The following is an 18888-nucleotide window of genomic DNA, read 5'->3' as shown; positions in this document are numbered from 1 at the left end:
ACCCTGCCGCCCCGGCCGAGGCACTTTGTCCCGGTGGGGGAAGAAGTTGCGAGAGGCCGTGCGAAAGGGGTTACGCGTTCGCGCTCCGCCCGCTAACTTCCTTGGAACACACCGGTCTTGAGGCCCCACGGGCCGACCGGCCGGCGCTCCACGGCGCGACGGCGCGCGCCTGTGCTCCTTCACGGCAGCTCCCTGCCCGGGGCCTGCCGCCACCCCCCACCGTCCTGGAGAGCTCCGTGCGCACGAGACCGCCCGGACACAGACGTGTCCGCACCCTTCTGACCGCGCTGACCTGCGCCGCCGCCCTGGCCCTCCCCGCGGGCCCCGCGGCGACCGCCGCCCCCGCTCCCGTCGACCGGACGAACGCCGCCGCCGAGGACTTCCAGCAGGTGACCCTCGCCAAAGGCGTGGCCGAGACGGGCGAACCGATGACCCTGGCCGTGCTGCCCGACCGTTCGGTGCTGCACACCTCCCGCGACGGCACCCTCCGCCGCACGGACGCGGCCGGTACCACCACCGTCGCGGGCAGACTCGACGTCTACAGCCACGACGAGGAGGGCCTGCAGGGCGTCGCCGTCGACCCCGGCTTCGCCGCCAACCGCTTCGTCTACCTCTACTACGCGCCCGAGCTGGACACGCCCTCCGGGGACGCCCCGTCCGACGGCGGCGCCGCCGACTTCGCCCCCTTCGACGGCGTCAACCGGCTCTCCCGCTTCGTCCTGCGCGCCGACGGCACCCTGGACACGGCGAGCGAGAGGAAGATTCTCGACGTGCCGGCGTCCCGGGGGCTGTGCTGCCATGTAGGCGGCGACATCGACTTCGACGCGGACGGCAACCTGTACCTGTCGACGGGCGACGACACCAACCCCTTCGCCTCCGACGGCTACACCCCCATCGACGAGCGCGCCTCCCGCAACCCCGCCTACGACGCCCAGCGTTCGGCCGGCAACACCAACGACCTGCGTGGCAAGATCCTGCGCATCAAGGTCCAGGCGGACGGCAGTTACAGCATCCCGCCCGGCAACCTCTTCCCGCCCGGCACCGACAGGACCCGCCCCGAGATCTACGCGATGGGCTTCCGCAACCCGTTCCGCATGAGCGTCGACCAGGTCACCGGCACGGTCTACGTCGGCGACTACGGTCCGGACGCGGGGACGGCCAGTTCCTCCCGAGGGCCCGCCGGCCAGGTCGAGTTCAACCGCGTCACCCGGGCAGGCAACTACGGCTGGCCCTACTGCACGGGCCGGAACGACGCCTACGTCGATCACGACTTCGCCTCCGGATCCACCGGCGCCCGCTTCGACTGCTCCGCCCCGAGGAACACCTCGCCGCGCAACACCGGCCTGACGGACCTGCCGCCCGCCCAGCCCGCCTGGATCCCGTACGACGGCGGCTCCGTGCCGGAGTTCGGCACCGGCTCCGAATCCCCCATGGGCGGACCCGTCTACCGCTACGACGCGGACTCCGCCTCCGAGGTGAAGTTCCCGGAGGAGTACGACGGCGACTTCTTCGCCGGGGAGTTCGGCCGCCGCTGGATCAAACGCATCGAGACCGGCGGCGACGGGACCGTGCGGTCCATCAACGCGTTCCCCTGGAACGGCACCCAGGTGATGGACATGGCCTTCGGCCCGGACGGCGCCCTGTACGTACTCGACTACGGCACGGGCTACTTCAACGGCGACCACAACTCCGCCCTGTACCGCATCGAGCACGTCACCGGCGGACGCGCCCCGGTCGCCCAGGCCGCCGCGAACAGGACCTCGGGCATCGCGCCCCTCACGGTCGCCTTCTCCTCGGCCGGCACCTCCGACCCCGACGGCGACACACTCACCTACGCCTGGACCTTCGGCGACGGCGCCACCTCCACCGCCGCCGACCCGTCACACACCTACACGGCCAACGGCCAGTACACGGCGACCTTGAAGGTCACCGACCCTTCAGGCAAGTCCGCCACCGCCTCCGTGCGGGTCACCGTCGGCAACACGGCCCCGACCGTGCGCATCGACACCCCCGCCGACGGCCGTATCTACGACTTCGGCGCGGCCATCCCCTTCACGGTGACCGTGACCGACCCGGAGGACGGCACCGTCGACTGCTCGCGGGTGAAGGTCACCTTCGTCATCGGTCACGACAGCCACGGCCATCCGCAGACCTCCGCCACCGGCTGCACCGGCACCCTTCACACTCTGGCCGACGGCGAGCACGACCCGAACGCCAACATCTTCGGAGTGATCGACGCCGAGTACACCGACCGGGGCGCGGGCGGCCAGCCGGCCCTCACCACCCACGACCAGCACATCACCCAGCCCAGCCACCGGCAGGCCGAGCACCACGGTGACTCCGCCGGCGTACAGATCATCGACAAGGCGTCCGCGCACGGCGGCAGGACCGTCGGCGAGATCCACAACGGCGACCGGATCTCCTTCGCCCCCTACAGCCTCGACAACGCCACCCTGTTCACCGCCCGCGTCTCCTCGGCGGGCAGCGGAGGCACGATCGAGGTCCGCGCGGGCTCCCCGACCGGCACCCTCCTCGGCACGGCCACCGTCCCGATCACAGGGGGCTGGGACATCTTCCGGGACGTCACGGCGCCCCTGAGCGGCCAGCCGGCCGCCTCGACCACCCTGCACCTCGTCTTCAAGGGCGGCGCCGGTCCCCTGTTCGACGTGGACGAGTTCTCCTTCGACACCGGCTCCGCACCCACCCGCACGGGGGAGATCCGCGGCGTCAACGACAAGTGCCTGGACGTGGACAACGCGGGGACGGCGGACGGGACGCGGGTGCAGATCTACGCCTGCAACTCCTCCGCAGCCCAGCGGTGGACCGTCTCGGGCGACGGGACGCTGCGGGCGCTCGGCAAGTGCCTCGACGTGTCCGGAGGCGGCACCGCGGACGGCACCCGCGTCCAGTTGTGGACCTGCAACGGCACGGGATCGCAGGTGTGGGCGGCGCAGTCGGACGGGACGGTGCGCAACCCGCAGTCGGGCAAGTGCCTGGACGCCTCGGGCGGCACCTGGGACGACCGCACCCCGGTCCACCTGTGGACCTGCCACACCGGACCCAACCAGAAGTGGACCCTGCCGTAGGAAGGAGGCGACCCACCATGCGCACCCCCTGGAAAACAGCACTCGGTCTGATCGCCGGCGCCGCGCTCTGCCTGACCCCTCAGGCCGCCGCGACTCCCGCCGCGCCCGCCGCCGCGACCCACACGGCGGCACCGGCGGCCGACCCCGCGTACCGGATCCTCGTCTTCTCCCGGACGGCCGGCTTCCGCCACGACTCCATCGACGAGGGCATCACCGCCCTGCGCGAACTCGGCGCGGCCCACGACTTCACCGTGACCGCCACCGAGGACCCGGCCGCCTTCACCACCGCCAACCTCGCCCAGTACCGGGCCGTCGTCTTCCTCTCCACCACCGGCGACGTCCTCGGCCCCGCGCAGGAGACCGCCCTGGAGCAGTACATGGGCGCGGGCGGCGGCTACGTCGGCATTCACGCCGCCGCCGACACCGAGTACGACTGGCCCTTCTACGCGGGACTGGCCGGCGCCCTGTTCCAGTCCCACCCGGCGATCCAGCCGGCCACCGTCCGGGTCGAGGACCGGGCGCACGACGCCACCGCGCATCTCGGCGCCGCCTGGCAGCGCACCGACGAGTGGTACAACTACCGCACCAACCCCCGCACCACCGCCCATGTCCTCGCCTCCCTGGACGAGTCCAGCTACTCGGGCGGCACCATGTCCGGCGACCATCCGATCGCCTGGTGCAAGGACTACGCGGGCGGCCGCGCGTTCTACACCGGGGGCGGCCACACCGCCGAGTCCTACGCCGAACCGGCCTTCCGGCGCCACCTCCTCGGCGGCATCCGCTGGGCCGCCGGCCTGACCCAGGCCGACTGCCGCCCCGAGACCGGCTACACCCCGCTGTTCGACGGCACCGGCACCACCGCCTGGAAGCAGGCGGGCCCCGGCGGGTTCACCCTGGACGACGGCACCCTCACCTCCCAGGGCGGCATGGGCCTCTTCCGGTACGACCGGGAGATCACCGGCGACTACTCCCTCAAGCTCGACTGGAAGCTGCACGGCGACGACAACTCCGGCGTCTTCCTGGGGTTCCCCGCCTCCGACGACCCGTGGTCCGCCGTCGACCACGGTTACGAGATCCAGATCGACGCCACCGACACCGCCGACCGGACCACGGGAGCCGTCTACGGCTTCCAGTCCGCCGACGTCGCCGCCCGGGACGCCGCCCTCAACCCGCCGGGGGAGTGGAACACGTACGAACTCCGCGTCACCGGCGAACGGCTGGAGATCTTCCTCAACGGGCGGAAGATCAACGACTTCACCAACACCGACCCCGCCCGCAGCCTGCGCGACGGTCACATCGGCCTGCAGAACCACGGCGACGGCGACCAGGTGTCCTTCCGTAACATCCGCCTCCAGCAGAACGGCGTCACACCCGGACCTCGCACGGGGGAGATCCGCGGCGTCAACGACAAGTGCCTGGACGTGGACAACGCGGGGACGGCGGACGGGACGCGGGTGCAGATCTACGCCTGCAACTCCTCCCCAGCCCAGCGGTGGACCGTCTCGGGCGACGGGACGCTGCGGGCGCTCGGCAAGTGCCTCGACGTGTCGGGGGGCGGGAGCCTGGACGGTACGCGGATCCAGCTGTGGACCTGCAACGGAACCGGTGCGCAGGTGTGGGCGGCGCAGGCGGACGGGACGGTGCGCAACCCGCAGTCGGGCAAGTGCCTGGACGCCTCGGGCGGCACCTGGGACGACCGCACCCCGGTCCATCTGTGGACCTGCCACACCGGACCCAACCAGAAGTGGACGCTTCCGCGAGAGGTATCCCCTCAGGCGAGCACCTCGTAGGTCAGGTGGGTGACCCTCCGGGCCGGCCGTGACGCCACCTGCGCCAGCCGGAGGCGCGGGACCCCGTCGAACAGGCGGGGTCCCGCCCCGAGCGTCAGCGGCACGACGTGCAGCCGCAGCTCGTCCACCAGCCCCGCGGCGAGGTACTGGTTCACCGTGGTCGCTCCGCCCGCGACCGCCACGTCACCGTCACCGGCCGCCGCGCGCGCCCGCTCCAGCGCCGCCCCGATCCCGTCGGTGACGAAGTGGAACGTGGTCCCTCCGGCCATCGGCTGCGGCTCCCGCGGGTGGTGCGTCAGCACGAACACCGGGGCGTGGAAGGGCGGTTCGTCGCCCCACCAGCCGTTCCACGGGCGGTCCCACGGGCCGCGCACGGGGCCGAACATGTTCCGCCCCATGACGAAAGCCCGCGCGGAGCCGAGCAGGTCGATCTCCGCCCGGTTCTCCTCGGCGTCCTCGAACATCCAGCCGTGCAGCGTCGCGCCCCAGCCGTCGCCGCCGTCGTCGCCGAACGGCCGCTCCTCGCTCTGCCCGGGGCCGGCGGCGTAACCGTCGAGGGAGACGGTGAGGTCGCAGACCACCCTGCCGGCCCGCGCGCTCATCACGCGCCTGCCTGCCGTACGCGCATCGTCATCGTGGTCGCGCTCCTTCCGTGAGGGCGAGGTCCGCCGGGAGGACCCTGCCCGCGGGACGGGGGAGAGGCACGACCGTACACCCGTACGGGTGAAAAGGCGTCCTGCGGTCAGGGCAGCGGCCGGGCCGCGCGGAGCGCGTCCTCGACGCCGGCGTGGAAGGTGAACACCTCGTCCAGCCCCACCATGCGCAGCACCCGCATCTGGGCCGGCGGCACCCCGGCCAGACTGAGCTGCGAGCTTTTCTCCCGCGACCGGCGGTGCGCCGTAACGAACACCGTGATCCCCGACGAGTCGCAGAAGGTCAGCCCTGACAGGTCGAGCACCACACCGTACGGACCGAACGGCGCCTCGTTGACGGCTTCCGTCAGCAGCGGCGCCGTGTGATGGTCGAGCTCCCCGGCCACCTCGAGGACGTAAGGCCCCGCGGCGTGCGGGCGAGGGGTGACGGTGAACGTCTCGTCCGGTACGGACACGAATTCTCCTCGGCGGGGTGTTCTGCGCATGCGGGTGAACCCGACCTCCGCCCACCCCCATGGTGCCCGGCCGGCCGGTTCATCCTACGAAGTCCGGGCAGGTGACTGGTGCACGCCCCGGGCCGTCGCTGCGCCTACCCATCCCGGTCCGCTCCATGCGGAGCCCTTTGCACGAGGGGCGGCACGCCCCGCACGTGCGGGGCGTGCGATGATCCGGAGGGGTGAGTGGACATGGCGACGACGGGACCGGAATCCGGCGGTGAGACCGCCGGGGTGATCGGCGACACGCTCACCGCGTTCGGCACCGGCGCCTACGTCGTGGACGAACGCGGGGCGATCGTCGCGGTCAACGCTGTCGCCGAGCGGCTGCTGGGACGCCCCGCCGCCGAACTCGTCGGCGCCGACGCGCACGACCTGCTGCACCGCAACGCCCACGGCGAGACCCTGCCGACCTCGCGGTGCCGCATGCGGCCCGCCTTCCTCGCGGGCCGCCCGGCTCAGCACGACGGCGAGTGGTTCGAGAAGGGCGACGGCACACTCCTCCCCGTCGCCTGGAGCCTCACCCCCTACGACGCCGGAACCGGCGGCACCTGCGTCCTCGTCCTCTTCCACCCGCGCGAGGCCCCCGCCGAGGAGCCCGGCCCCGCCGCGGCCCCCGAGGGGACGCTCGACGAGCTGGAGCGGCTCGCCCTCCTGGCGGAGATGACCACCCAGCTGACGTCCACCCTCTCCGTCGACGAGGCGCTGCGCCGGTTGGTGTCCCTGGTGCTGCCGCGCCTCGCGGACTGGGCGGTGATCGACCTGATCAGCGAACGCGACGAGGTGTGGCGCACCAAGGTGGTGCACGTGGAGAACGGCGTCCACGTCTCCCGCCGCGACCTCGAAGGGCCCATGGCGCCCGTCCCCGCAGAGTCCCCGATGCCGCTGTCCCGGGCCCTGCGGGGCGTCTCCTCGACGATCGCGGGCCCCGAGACGTACGAGCGGTCCCCCGACACGGGCATCGCCGTCGAGCAGCGGAAGCTGTTCGAGGCCACGGGCATGCACTCGGCGGCCATCGCGCCCATCCGTGGTCTGCGCGAGGTCCTCGGCGCCCTCACCCTCGGCCGCTCCGAACGGGCCGACGCGTTCACGCCCGCCGACCTCACCCTGCTGGAGGACATCACCCGCCGCGCCGGACTGGCCCTGGACAACGCCCGCCTCTACCAGCGGCAGCGCAAGGTCGCCGAGACGATGCAGCGCTATCTGCTGCCCCAGCTGCCGCGTGTCCCCGGCCTGGAGATGACGTCCCGCTACCTGCCCGCGCCGGACGCCTCCCACGTCGGCGGTGACTGGTACGACGCCTTCTCCCTCGGCGACGGCGACACCGCCCTGGTCATCGGCGACGTCTCCGGGCACGACCTGGACGCCGCCGCGGGCATGGCCCAGCTCCGCAACGTGCTGCGCTCCTACGCCTGGTCCTCCCTGGACGAGCCGCCCAGCGGTGTCGTCGAGCGGGTGGACCGCGCCGTGCTGCGCATCACCGACGTCACCATGGCCACCCTGGTGCTCGCCTTCCTCGGCACGGACGAGGAGGGGCGGTGGACCCTGCGCTGGACCAACGCCGGCCACCCGCCGCCGCTGCTGGTCACCCGCGAGGGCGTGGCCGGCTACCTCACGGAAGGCGGCGGCATGCTGCTGGGCACCGCCGCCGACCGCTCACGCGCCGACGGCTCGACGGTCCTGCCGCCGGGCTCCACGCTCGTCCTCTACACCGACGGGCTGGTCGAGGCCCCCAGCCACGTCATCGACGAAGGGCTGGAGCGGCTGCGCCGGCACGCCGCCGCGCTGGCCCACCGCCCGGTCGGAGAATTCACCGACGAACTGCTCCACCGGGCGCGTCCCGCCGACAACGGTGACGACGTCGCCCTCCTCGCCGTCCGGGTCGGCCCCCGGCCCGGACGCGTCTGAGTCTCCGCCGCGCTACGCCCCTCCCGCCGGGCGGCGCACGCTGTCACGGAGGCGGGCCACGGCCGCCTGGAGGTCGTCGAAGGCGTGCTGCTCGTGCCAGGGGCCGGTGCGCGCCCCCGGGAGCAGGCTGTCCCGGGCCGCGCGGGCCCGCGCGTACGCCTCGAACCGGGTGACCACCTCGGCCACGGCGTCAGCAGGCGGGGAATCGTTCTGCGAGGGTGCGCCGGCGGAAGGGGAGGCTCCCTTCCGCCGCGCGTTCGTGCGTCCGGTCATGCCCCGCATCCTCACCTGCCGCCTGCGCGCTCCACACTGCCCGCCTCCGGACGAGGACGCCGGGCCGACGTTGCCGGGACCGGGCAAAGGAAACAGGGGCCGTCCAGAACCCTTCGCAATCCGTTTACGAAGCGACGCCACTCGGAGGGGTGAACTACCCCTCCGCTCGGCGGGTGTCAGGACCCGGCGCCCGGTCACCTGACATAGCGTCGATCCGGCACATGCGTGCCGATCGCGCCCGCAACGGAGTGCGTTCCCTTCCCGCCGATCCCCGCGCAGTGAACCCGAAGGAACTCGATGGCGACACACACGACCGAACCTCTTTCCCCGGTTCCTGCGGCGGAGGGACGACGAGCGAGGGGGCGTGTGGTCATCTCCTGGCTGACCACCACCGACCACAAGAAGATCGGGCACCTCTACCTGATCACGTCGTTCGCCTTCTTCCTGGTGGGCGGTCTGCTCGCCATGGTGATCCGCGCGGAACTGGCCCGGCCCGGGCTCCAGATCGTGTCGTCCGAGCAGTACAACCAGTCCTTCACGATGCACGGCACGATCATGCTGCTGCTGTTCGCGACGCCCACGTTCGCCGGGTTCGCCAACGCGATCATGCCGCTGCAGATCGGCTCCCCGGACGTGGCGTTCCCCCGCCTGAACATGCTGTCCTACTGGCTGTTCGCCCTGGGCGGACTCATTGTGATGACCAGCTTCCTCACCCCCCAGGGCGCGGCGGACTTCGGATGGACGGCGTACACGCCGCTCAGCGGCGGCGAGCGCACCCCGCAGGAGGGCGGCGACCTGTGGATCATGGGCCTGGCGCTGTCCGGCTTCGGCACGATCCTCGGCGCCGTCAACTTCATCACCACGATCATCTGCATGCGCGCGCCCGGCATGACGATGTTCCGGATGCCGATCTTCACCTGGAACGTGCTGCTCACCTCCGTGCTGGTGCTGCTGGCGTTCCCGGTCCTGGCGGCGGCGCTGTTCGCCCTGGAGGCGGACCGCCGCTTCGGCGCGCAGATCTTCGACCCGGGGAACGGCGGGGCCCTGCTGTGGCAGCACCTCTTCTGGTTCTTCGGCCACCCCGAGGTCTACATCCTGGCGCTGCCGTTCTTCGGCGTGGTCACCGAGATCATCCCGGTGTTCGCCCGGAAGCCGATCTTCGGCTACATGGGACTCGTCGGGGCGACCATCACCATCACCGGCCTCTCCGTCACGGTGTGGGCGCACCACATGTTCGCCACCGGCGCGGTGCTGCTGCCGTTCTTCTCCTTCATGAGCTTCCTCATCGCCGTGCCGACGGGCGTGAAGTTCTTCAACTGGATCGGCACCATGTGGAAGGGCAGTCTGTCCTTCGAACCACCGATGCTGTGGGCGGCCGGCTTCCTCGTCACGTTCCTCTTCGGCGGTCTGACGGGCGTGCTGCTGGCGTCCCCGCCGATGGACTTCCACGTCCACGACAGCTACTTCGTCGTCGCCCACTTCCACTACGTGCTGTTCGGCACGATCGTGTTCGCGATGTTCGGCGGATTCAGTTTCTGGTGGCCGAAGATGACCGGCACCATGCTCGACCACCGTCTGGAGAAGGTGCACTTCTGGACGCTGTTCGTCGGCTTCCACACCACCTTCCTGATCCAGCACTGGCTGGGCGCCGAGGGCATGCCCCGCCGCTACGCCGACTACCTCGCCGCCGACGGGTTCACCACCCTCAACACGGTGTCCTCCATCGGCGCCTTCCTGCTCGGCCTGTCGACGCTGCCCTTCCTCTACAACGTCTGGAAGACCGCACAGAAGGGCGAGAAGATCGCGGTGGACGACCCCTGGGGATACGGGCGTTCGCTGGAGTGGGCCACCTCCTGCCCGCCGCCCCGGCACAACTTCGTCACCCTGCCCCGCATCCGCTCCGAGTCGCCCGCCTTCGACCTGCGCCACCCGGCGCTGGCCGGCGTCGACCAGGCGGAGAACACCGGGCAGCGCGACGTCATCGACCCCGGCGGCCACAAGGGCGACCGCTGATGCCGCGGTCGTGGTCCCGTCGCGGCCACGCGCACGACGCCTCGGCCGTCATGGCCGAGGCGGAGGGCATCGTGATGGCGCGCTCCCACATCGCCGAGGCACGCCGGGAGGCGGAGGCGCTCTGCGCCGACCTGCCGTGGCTGACCACCGGACAGGCGGAGGACCTCACACGGCACTACGTGGACCGGCGCATCGACCTCACCCGGCAGATGCTCCGGACCACGGTGCGCCGCGCCGACGAACTGCGCCGCGAGTACGAGGCGCGGTACGCCGAACTGCGCGGCGCGCTGCTGAGACGTCACGTGGCCTGGGCGTCCGGCCTGCTGGCCTGCGCCACCGGGATCAACGGGGCGCTCTGGCTGTTCACCCGCTGACCCCGGCCGGTCCGCCGGCCGCGGAGCCGCGCGCCGTCGCCGGCCGGCCGTCTGCCGCCTCGCCGGCCGCGGGCCGGCACAGCCCCGGAAACAGATCCGGCTCCAGAAGGCCCCGCTGCTGCCCGCCACACGCCTGGGCGACGGACCGCCGTCGGACGGCGCGTGGGCTACGACAACCCCTCCCCGTTCAGCCGGGAGGACCGGCGCCCGCTCGGCGCACCCGACCGGACAGGAGCCCGTGGCCCTGACGCCCTGACCTCAGGCGAGGTCCGGCAGCTTCAGCCATTCCTCCCAGGTGAGGTCCCGGCCGATGAAGCGGGGCCGCTCGAACGGCCAGTCCTCGGCGATCCACCGCGGGACGAACGCGTCCAGCGCCCGCTCCAGGGGGCCGTCCACCTCGTCGTCCACCACCCACCAGGAGATCTCGGCGTCCGCGCCCTCCTTCTCCGGCGGGTCGATGTAGACGCAGCCGCGCAGCGCGGTGCGCTCCGGGTTCTCGATCGTGTAGTTGAAGGACTCGTGCGCCTCGATCTCGGCCGCGTGCCGCTCGAGGTCGGCGAGGTTCGCCTCGTACGTCATCGTGGCCGAGGGCCAGCCCCAGGCCGGGCCGAAGACGGACCACAGCCGCTCGCGCGACCCCATCACCGCCGGGTAGTCCAGCGGCGCGTCGGCGCCGGCGATCGGGCGCAGCCGATGTCCCGCACCGCCGGGGACGTCGACGTGCAGGGGGTGGACGAAGTCACGCGGAAGCCAGCTCATGGGCGGGAGCCAACCACGCGCCGTCCTCGCACGGCAAAGCAATATGCGAGCGGGCCCCGAGCACCGCGGTCCGCTGCTCCAGACCGGTGAGACGCGCGGGGGTGCGCGAGGGTGAACCGCGCAAACGGCGGACGAACCGCTTATCTGGAGGTCCGAGCATCGGACGATCGCAAGGAGCCTCTCGTGCCGTCACAGCAGGACGACCCCTCATACACCGTGCCGGGCCTGAGCACCCAGGACAGCGGACGGATCATCGAGCTGTTGCAGATGCGACTGCACGCCCTGAACGACCTCCATCTGACCCTGAAGCACGTGCACTGGAACGTCGTCGGACCGCACTTCATCGCCGTGCACGAGATGATCGACCCTCAGGTCGACAAGGTGCGGGGCATGACCGACGACATCGCCGAGCGGATCTCCACCCTCGGCGGCGAGCCGGACGGCACCCCCGGCGCGCTGGTCGCCGCCCGCTCCTGGAACGACTACTCCATCGGCCGGGCCGAGGCGATCGAGCACCTGGGCGCGCTCGACCTCGTCTACACGAACCTCATCGAGGACCACCGGGAGGCGATGCGGGAGACCGAGGAGGCCGACCCGGTCACCCAGGACATGCTCATCGAGCAGCTGCGCGGCCTGGAACTGTTCCAGTGGTTCGTCCGCGCCCACCTGGAGTCCAGCGGCGGCAAGCTGAGCACGCGCGGCGCCACCACCGAGACCGGCGCCGCGGACCAGGCCGCCGAACAGGCCCGCCGCCAGCCCTGACCCGCACCCGGTCGGGCGGCCCGCCACGCTCCCGTCCAGGCCGTGGCGGGCCGCCCGCCTCACACCGCTTCCCGCACCTTCGGCGCCCTGATGCCCGACGCGCGGGCGACCAGCGCGGCGAACTCCCGCCGCACCACGGCGTCCGCGTCCGTCTCGCCGAAGTGCCGCAGAGCCGTGTCCGCCAGCTTGGCGATCTTCGCCTCCACCATGTCCCGGGCGCCCGTCCGCTCCAGCGCGGCCCGCACCCCCTCCACGGCGCGCTCCGGAAGCGCGGGACCGGCGGGGGAGAGGAGCGCCACGGCCTCCTCGTCGCCGGTCGCCCGGCCCATCTCCAGGGCCACGGCCAGCAGATACGTGAGTTTGCGGGCCCGCAGGTCGTCGCCCACCGGCTTCCCGGTCAGCGCCGGATCGCCGAAGGCGCCCAGCAGGTCGTCCCGCAGCTGGAAGGCGAGCCCCGCGCACCGGCCGGCCGCCCGCAGCGCCGCCGTCACCGCCTCGTCCGCCCCGGCCAGCGACGCGCCCAGGGCCAGCGGTCGTTCCACCGTGTAGAGCGCGCTCTTGAGCGTCGCGATGGTCAGCGCCTCGTCGACACCGGACGCGCCCGCCGCCTGCGCCTGGAGGTCGCGGTACTGCCCGGCCACCATCTCCTCGCGCATCGCCCGCCACTCCCGGTACAGCCGGGGTCCGTTGGGGGTGGCGAGCGCGATCTCCGTCATCAGGTCGTCCGCCCAGGCCAGGGCCAGGTCACCGGCGAGCACCGCCGCCGAGTGCCCGAACGACTCGGCGCCGCCCGTCATGCCCTCCGCCCGGTGCATCCGCGCCAGGTCGACGTGCATCGAGGGCGCCCCGCGCCGCAGATGGGACCCGTCCATCACGTCGTCGTGCACGAGCGCGCACGTCTGCACCAGCTCGAGCGCCACGCCCGTCCGCAGCAGCGGACCGGGGTCACCCGTGCCGCCCCCGGCGCGCCAGCCGCACCAGGCGAACGCCGTGCGCAGCCGCTTCCCGCCGCGCCGGGCGAACGCGGAGACACGGCCCGCCACGTCCCGGGCGAACACGGCGTCGAGGTCGTACGCCTCCGACATCCGCTCGTCCAGCACCTCGCCCAGGACCCGCCCCACGGCCCTGGTGGCGGCGTCGGCGGTGAGCGGTCCACCGGCCCGCTCCGCCGGTTCCTCCGTCGCCGACCGCAGTTCACGCATGCACAGCCCCTTTACGTCGTCCGTCGCCCGCACGCTCGCGTCCGCCCCCGGGTACCCGCGATGGAGCCGGATGACCTTCCCCGGTTCCCGCGACGGCCCGGACCGTCGCGCCGACGTGTACGCGAAGCGCCTCCGGCGCGGGCCCGGACATCAGCGGCGGACGCCCTTGCGCAGCCGGCGGGTCCGCCGACTGCCCGGCCCTTCCGCGCCCTCGGCCGCCGCAAGGGCGATGTTCCGGGCCATCCCCCCGAACACGAGGGCGTGGAAGGGCGACACCGACCACCAGTACGCGTGGCCCAGCAGACCCCGCGGGTGGAACAGGGCGCGCTGCCGGTACCGGGTGCGGCCCGCGTCGTCCGTGTCCACGCGCAGCTCAAGCCAGGCCAGGCCGGGCAGCCTCATCTCGGCGCGCAGCCGCAGCAGCCGCCCCGGCTCGATCTCCTCCACCCGCCAGAAGTCGAGCGAGTCGCCCGCCCGCAGCCGGTGCGGGTCACGCCGTCCACGGCGCAGCCCCACCCCGCCGACGATCCGGTCGAGGCGCCCGCGCACCGCCCACGCCAGCGGGAAGGAGTACCAGCCGTGCTCACCGCCGATGCCCTCGATCACCTTCCACAGCGCCTCCGGCGACGCGCGCACCACCTGGTCCCGTTCGTCGCGGTAGAGACTGCCGCCCGCCCACCGGGGGTCGGTGGGCAGCGGGTCGCTCGGCGCGCCCGGCACGGAGGCCGACGACCAGCGGGTGGCGACCTGCGCCTCCCGTACCCGGGCCAGCGCCAGCCGCAGCGCCTCGTCGAACGGCAGGGGCCGGCCGGGGGCGTCGGGCAGGTACCGCGCGATGTCGTGCTCGCGGCACACCACCTCGTGGCGCAGCGACTCGGTGAGCGGCCGGGCGATGGCGGCGGGCACCGGCGTGACCAGCCCGATCCAGTGGCTCGACAGCCGGGGAGTGAGCACCGGCACCGGCACGACGACCCGCCGCCGCAGCCCGGCGACGGCGGCGTAGCGCTGCATCATGTCCCGGTACGTCAGCACGTCCGGGCCGCCGATGTCGAAGGCCCGGTCGACGTCGGGCGGCATCGTGGCCGAGGCGACCAGGTAGCGCAACACGTCGCGCACCGCGATCGGCTGGATGCGGGTGTGCACCCAGCTCGGGGTGACCATCACGGGCAGCCGCTCGGTCAGATAGCGCAGCATCTCGAACGACGCCGATCCCGAGCCGATGACGACGGCGGCCCGCAGCACGGTCGCGGGCACCGGCGAGTCCAGGAAGATCCGCCCCACCTCGGCGCGGGACCGCAGATGCGGCGAGAGGGTCTCCTCCGGCACCCCGTACGGGGTGAGTCCGCCCAGGTAGACGATCCGGCGCACCCCGGCCGCGTGCGCCTGCTCGGCGAACGTGCGGGCGGCGCGGCGGTCGGTGTCCTCGAAGTCCGCGCCGCTGCCGAGGGCGTGCACCAGGTAGTACGCGACGTCGACGTCCTTCATCGCCCCGGCGACGGACGCGGCGTCGGTGACGTCGCCGCGCACCGTCTCGACGTCCGGCGCCCAGGGATGGTCGCGCAGCTTGTCGGGGGAGCGGGCCAGGCAGCGGACCCGGTGACCGGCCTCCAGCAGGTCGGGGACCAGGCGTCCGCCGATGTAGCCGGACGCCCCGGTGACCAGGCAGTGCAGCCCCGTCCCGGTCCCTTGCCCCTGCCCGTCCACGGTCATCCCTCCGCACGCCTCGACGCGACACCTGCGTCGATCCTCACCGCACACGCCCGCCGCCGCGCGCTGTCGGGCGCCGCAAGGGTCGGAGTCGGCAGGCGGGAGGCGTCGTGGCGTGGGGCCGTACGGGTGACCGGGCGGACCGCCGTCACCGGGAGCCCTCCACCGTGCCGCCCGGCCCGACGGCCGCCGTCAGGTCGGAGGCGAGGGCGTGCAGCCACACCTCCACGTCGACCAGATGAGACACGGACGGCGCCGGAAGCCGCGTCAGGACCCCCGGCGGCAGCGGGGCGACCCGTACCGTCACGCTGTCGGCCGGGAAGTGTGCCGCCCGCAGCGTCGCCGACACCACCTCGTCCGTCGCCTCCCGCGCCCAGGACGCCGCGTCCGACGGCCACGCCGTCCCCCGCGACCAGGGCAGCCAGTAGGTGCCGACCAGCACGCGGGAGCCGTGGTTGAGCGCGGCCAGCCAGTCGGCCCCGGCGTCCGCCGCGCGCCGGGGCGGCGGCTCGGTGCGCAGCTGAGCGTACGAGGCGTGGGCGGTGCGCCAGTACCGCATGGCCCGCCGCAGGGCCGCGGCCGCGTCGGCGCGGGTGTCGGGCGCGGAGTGCCCGGCCGCCGCCCGCTCCACGGTGACCCGGATCAGCGGCGCGGTGGCCCGGAACAGGGCGGCGGCGCTGCGCCGCATCTCGCCCCGGGCGCCGGCGGGCCAGGCCAGCACCCCGCACACCAGCCCGATCGCACTGCCCGTCAGCACGTCGACGATCCGCGCCGCCGCCAGCTCCCACGTCACCGGGGCGATCTGCGCGAACGCCGTGGACACCACCAGCGTGAACAGCCCCTGTCCCCAGGCGGGCCCGCCGACGGGCCCCACCGAGAAGGCCACCAGCATCATCGGCACCAGCAGCGCCGCGTAGACCTCGGTCACGTCCCCGGCCGAGATCAGCAGCGCCCCCGCCGCCAGCGACCCGACCAGCGTCCCCACCGCCGCCGACCGCACCGCGGACCAGGTGGCGCCCGCCGTGGTGCGGCCCAGCGTCAGCATGCCCAGCAGCACCCAGAAGCCGTGCGACAGGTCCAGCGACCCCGCCACCAGCCGCGCCAGCGCCAGCCCGGAGGCCGTGCGGACCGCGTTCTGGAACACGACGGAGCGCGGGGTGAGGTGGTCGGCGATCCGCACCCACCACAGCCGGGGCGTGGACGCGCCCGCGTACCAGAACTGCTCCAGCGGCAACCCGGGCATCGAGCGGCGCGGCCCCGTCGCCAGGGCGACCGCCGCGCTCACCGTCACGGCGGACACCGCGGCGGCCAGCAGGGTCGACTGGCGCCGCAGCAGCGCATGCGGGTCCTCGCGCAGGTCCGGGGGCACGCCCCGTACGGCCGCGTACTGCGCGATCATCTCCTCGACCCTCTCGGGGCCGGAGGGAGGGCGGGTGCCGCGCAGCGCGGCGGCCTCGTCGGCGCAGGCCGTGGCGAGACCGCGCAGCAGCATGGCCGACGGCAGGTCGGCCGGCGGGCGCAGCAGCGGGGCGAGGACGGCGAGCAGGTCGAGGAACCTGCGGGTCGCGTAGCCGGCCTGGGCCAGCGCGCGGTCCTTGGCCCCGGCCCCGGTGGGCCGGCAGCCGGCCGCCGTCCGGGAGAAGCGCAGCTCCCGGCCCGCCGCCCGCAGCCGTTCGGCCGTCTCCCGGCCGTCGGCGCCGCCTCGCGGCAGGTCGCGCAGTGTGCGCGCCGCGAGGCCGAGGCCGTCGGCGACCCGGCTGCGGTACGACGTCTGCTCGGGCTCCGGCAGCAGCAGCCACTCGCAGAGCATCGTCAGCGTCGCGCCGACGGCCAGCCCGGCCAGGCGGTCCCCCAGCGTCCCGGGCGCGTACGGCGGGAAGCAGGCCAGGATGTAGCAGAGCTGGAGCGCGGGGGCGACACCCGTCGCCCGGGGCCCGATCGAGGCGCCCGTCACCAGCACGAACCCCACGAGCAGCATGCCGAGCGTCGCCGACCAGGTCGCCGCCGCCAGATACGTGCCGAGCGTGATCAGCACGGCGGCGGCCGGCACGGCGCGCAGCACGCTCCCGGCGCGGCGGCGCCCCGCGCCGGGGAGCGGCGAGAGCAGCCCGAACGCGACGGGGATGAACAGCGTGTACAGCGCGAACACCGGCCGGTCCAGCAGGTGGACCGCGGGGTAGAACCCGGTGACGGCGGCGACCGTGACGCGGACCGCGCGCCGCGCCGCGCCCACGGACTCGGCCCGTGACGACGGCGTCGGCAGCAGAGTCCGCCAGGAACGCGCGTGCCCCTCGGGGCGTCCCCGGTGCCACATGGCGCACCATCCTGCCGGGACACGGACGCCGCTGCTCGCGGGCCGCACCGGCGTCCGCGGCGGGACCGCCCGACCGGCCGACCGCGGCGGAACCGCGCCCGACTCCGGCGCGCGGGCCCTCTTGCGCGTCTGTCATGGCACCGTCATCATCGCTACTCGTGGGTATCTACCCGCATAGATCCCCCGCACGGTCACACCCGCGAGCTCCACACGCAGTGCCCTGTCGACCACTCGTCCCAGGAGGCTCGATCCACGTGAGACCCCGTCACCTCCGCCGCCGCGGCACCCTCGCCGCCGCGGCGACGACCCTGGCCGTCCTGTGCGCCGGCCAGACCCTCGCCGCCCCGCAGGCCGCCGCCGCACCCGCCCCCGCGGCCACCCGGGAAGCCCGCACCTCGACCGCGTCCGAGGTCCACGCGACCGAGGACACGGCCGCGCGGGCGATCGCCGCCGCGCTCACCGACCCCGCCTGGCGCGCCCGCGTCCGCCAGGCGGCCCTGACCTCCGACGAGGTCGCCGTCACGGCCCTCGCCGACGGCGCCCTCCGGACCGCCCTCGCCACGGCCGACCGCCGGATCGCCGCCGCCAAGGGCCTCGCTCCCGACGTCGGTCCGCTGCTGCGGCTGCGACTCGGCGACCCGTCGATGCGCGGCGCGCTCACCGCCGGGACGGAACCCTGGGTGGCGGCCGCCACCTCGGACGACGGCCCCGTCACCGCGTACGACAGCAAGGGCCGGGCCCACACGCTCGACGCCCGCAAGGCCCCCGCGCGTCCCGTGTACGTCGTCGACATCGACGGCTCCCGCGCCCTGGCCGCGGGCCTGGACGTCCTCCACGAGGAACTCGCCCGGCGCGGCGTGCGGTCCGCCGACCCGGGGCCAGAGTCGAAGCAGGCGCGCACCTCGGCCGCCGCCGCGGGCTTCTGGACCACGCGCATCACCGCGGTATCCCTCACCGACGACCAGGAGCCCTGGATCAAGGGCGACGCCGAGATCTACACCCTGGTCACCGGCTTCGGGCACGACGGCAAGGTGCGGGTCGACCCGGTCGACATGCCGTATCTCGACAACGACGGCACCGTCTACCGGCCTCAGCAGATCCTGGTCAACTGGTCGTCGTACAAGTACGACCTGGCCGACGCCGTGATGATGGAGGAGGACGGCTCCACCAACTACCGCGACCTCGCCAAGGCCATCGCCGCCGTCCTGCTCACCGTGACCGACCAGGGTGCCTACGTCCCGCTGGTGAACGCGGTGCTCGACGCGATCCCGGACGACTGGTGGACGGACGACCCGGACTACGTCGACTCCTGGTACACCCTCGCCCGCGCCGACAACGGCACCCGGTACGGGGCGCGCGGCAACGGCTGGATGACCCTGGAGCCGTACTTCGTGCAGGAGCTCTGACCCCTCGGGACCTCGCGGCGGGATCCCTCCGCCGTGCGGCCCCGCTGCCCCGTCCGGACCCGCTGGGCTCGGCATCCGGCGCTTGCCCGCCGGATGCTGGGGCCGGGGGCGCGCGCCGGCCGCCCCGTGGCCGTCGGGCGTGAGGAG

The 18888-nt window shown here is 73.5% G+C and carries 14 protein-coding genes and 1 pseudogene; 8 read left to right on the top strand and 7 right to left on the bottom strand.

Annotated features, from left to right (window positions below):
• Positions 1-305 precede the first annotated feature (305 nt).
• Positions 306-3086 carry a lectin gene (locus tag MTR79_RS18050; RefSeq protein WP_244793226.1) on the top strand — a complete coding sequence of 927 codons (2781 nt, stop codon included), beginning with the start codon at positions 306-308 and terminating at the stop codon, positions 3084-3086.
• Positions 3087-3103: 17 nt separating this feature from the next.
• Positions 3104-4876 (top strand): ThuA domain-containing protein, encoded by a 1773-nt coding sequence (locus MTR79_RS18045; RefSeq protein ID WP_244791277.1) that lies wholly within the window; start codon positions 3104-3106, stop codon positions 4874-4876.
• Here MTR79_RS18045 and MTR79_RS18040 read toward each other — a convergent pair.
• Together MTR79_RS18040 and MTR79_RS18035 are read right to left on the bottom strand one after the other, a co-directional pair.
• Positions 4858-5478 (bottom strand): dihydrofolate reductase family protein, encoded by a 621-nt coding sequence (locus tag MTR79_RS18040; protein WP_175446322.1) that lies wholly within the window; start codon positions 5476-5478, stop codon positions 4858-4860. The two genes, MTR79_RS18045 and MTR79_RS18040, sit on opposite strands and share 19 nt — an antisense overlap.
• A gap of 140 nt (positions 5479-5618) precedes the next feature.
• Positions 5619-5984: an STAS domain-containing protein gene (locus MTR79_RS18035; protein ID WP_163078516.1), complete on the bottom strand. Its 366-nt coding sequence runs from the start codon at positions 5982-5984 to the stop codon at positions 5619-5621.
• Between the two features lie 231 nt (positions 5985-6215).
• Between MTR79_RS18035 and MTR79_RS18030 the strand changes: the two genes are divergently transcribed.
• Positions 6216-7931, top strand: coding sequence for a SpoIIE family protein phosphatase (locus tag MTR79_RS18030; protein ID WP_189364706.1), 1716 nt, complete (start codon positions 6216-6218; stop codon positions 7929-7931).
• A 12-nt stretch (positions 7932-7943) separates the two neighbouring features.
• Here MTR79_RS18030 and MTR79_RS18025 read toward each other — a convergent pair whose 3' ends face one another.
• Positions 7944-8204 carry a hypothetical protein gene (locus tag MTR79_RS18025; protein WP_244791275.1) on the bottom strand — a complete coding sequence of 87 codons (261 nt, stop codon included), beginning with the start codon at positions 8202-8204 and terminating at the stop codon, positions 7944-7946.
• A 297-nt stretch (positions 8205-8501) separates the two neighbouring features.
• On the opposite strand from MTR79_RS18025, the gene ctaD reads away from it, so the two are divergent.
• From ctaD to MTR79_RS18010, 3 genes and pseudogenes are all read left to right on the top strand, one after another.
• Positions 8502-10217, top strand: a complete 1716-nt coding sequence (gene ctaD / locus MTR79_RS18020; protein WP_244791273.1) for a cytochrome c oxidase subunit I — start codon at positions 8502-8504, stop codon at positions 10215-10217.
• Positions 10217-10591 carry a hypothetical protein gene (locus MTR79_RS18015; RefSeq protein WP_189364708.1) on the top strand — a complete coding sequence of 125 codons (375 nt, stop codon included), beginning with the start codon at positions 10217-10219 and terminating at the stop codon, positions 10589-10591. Before ctaD ends, MTR79_RS18015 begins: the two co-directional genes overlap by 1 nt.
• 73 nt (positions 10592-10664) lie before the next feature.
• A pseudogene (locus tag MTR79_RS18010) lies at positions 10665-10813 on the top strand (AraC family transcriptional regulator); the annotation flags it as partial.
• Positions 10814-10849: 36 nt separating this feature from the next.
• Here the strand turns inward: MTR79_RS18010 and MTR79_RS18005 are convergent.
• The gene (locus MTR79_RS18005; protein ID WP_189364709.1) at positions 10850-11350 is read right to left on the bottom strand and encodes an N-acetyltransferase; all 501 of its coding nucleotides are present in this window, start codon (positions 11348-11350) and stop codon (positions 10850-10852) included.
• 183 nt (positions 11351-11533) lie between these two features.
• Here MTR79_RS18005 and MTR79_RS18000 point away from each other — a divergent pair, with 183 nt between their 5' ends.
• A complete protein-coding gene (locus MTR79_RS18000; protein ID WP_048458699.1) occupies positions 11534-12112 on the top strand; it encodes a DNA starvation/stationary phase protection protein in 579 nt (192 codons plus the stop codon).
• A gap of 59 nt (positions 12113-12171) precedes the next feature.
• On the opposite strand, the gene MTR79_RS17995 is transcribed toward MTR79_RS18000, so the two are convergent.
• The 3 genes from MTR79_RS17995 to MTR79_RS17985 all read right to left on the bottom strand — a co-directional run bounded on the left by MTR79_RS17995 (position 12172) and on the right by MTR79_RS17985 (position 17335).
• Positions 12172-13314: a polyprenyl synthetase family protein gene (locus tag MTR79_RS17995; protein ID WP_189364710.1), complete on the bottom strand. Its 1143-nt coding sequence runs from the start codon at positions 13312-13314 to the stop codon at positions 12172-12174.
• A 150-nt stretch (positions 13315-13464) separates the two neighbouring features.
• A complete protein-coding gene (locus MTR79_RS17990; RefSeq protein WP_244791271.1) occupies positions 13465-15024 on the bottom strand; it encodes an SDR family oxidoreductase in 1560 nt (519 codons plus the stop codon).
• A 145-nt stretch (positions 15025-15169) separates the two neighbouring features.
• A complete protein-coding gene (locus MTR79_RS17985; protein ID WP_244791269.1) occupies positions 15170-17335 on the bottom strand; it encodes an FUSC family protein in 2166 nt (721 codons plus the stop codon).
• Between the two features lie 254 nt (positions 17336-17589).
• On the opposite strand from MTR79_RS17985, the gene MTR79_RS17980 reads away from it, so the two are divergent.
• Positions 17590-18741, top strand: a complete 1152-nt coding sequence (locus MTR79_RS17980) for a DUF3103 family protein (RefSeq protein ID WP_244791267.1) — start codon at positions 17590-17592, stop codon at positions 18739-18741.
• Positions 18742-18888: the final 147 nt, after the last annotated feature.

The organism is Streptomyces sp. BJ20, from assembly GCF_022869105.1.
Classification (GTDB): domain Bacteria; phylum Actinomycetota; class Actinomycetes; order Streptomycetales; family Streptomycetaceae; genus Streptomyces; species Streptomyces griseoincarnatus.
Note: the sequence above shows the minus strand (reverse complement) of the source record. Positions and strands in the feature narration are given on the sequence as shown.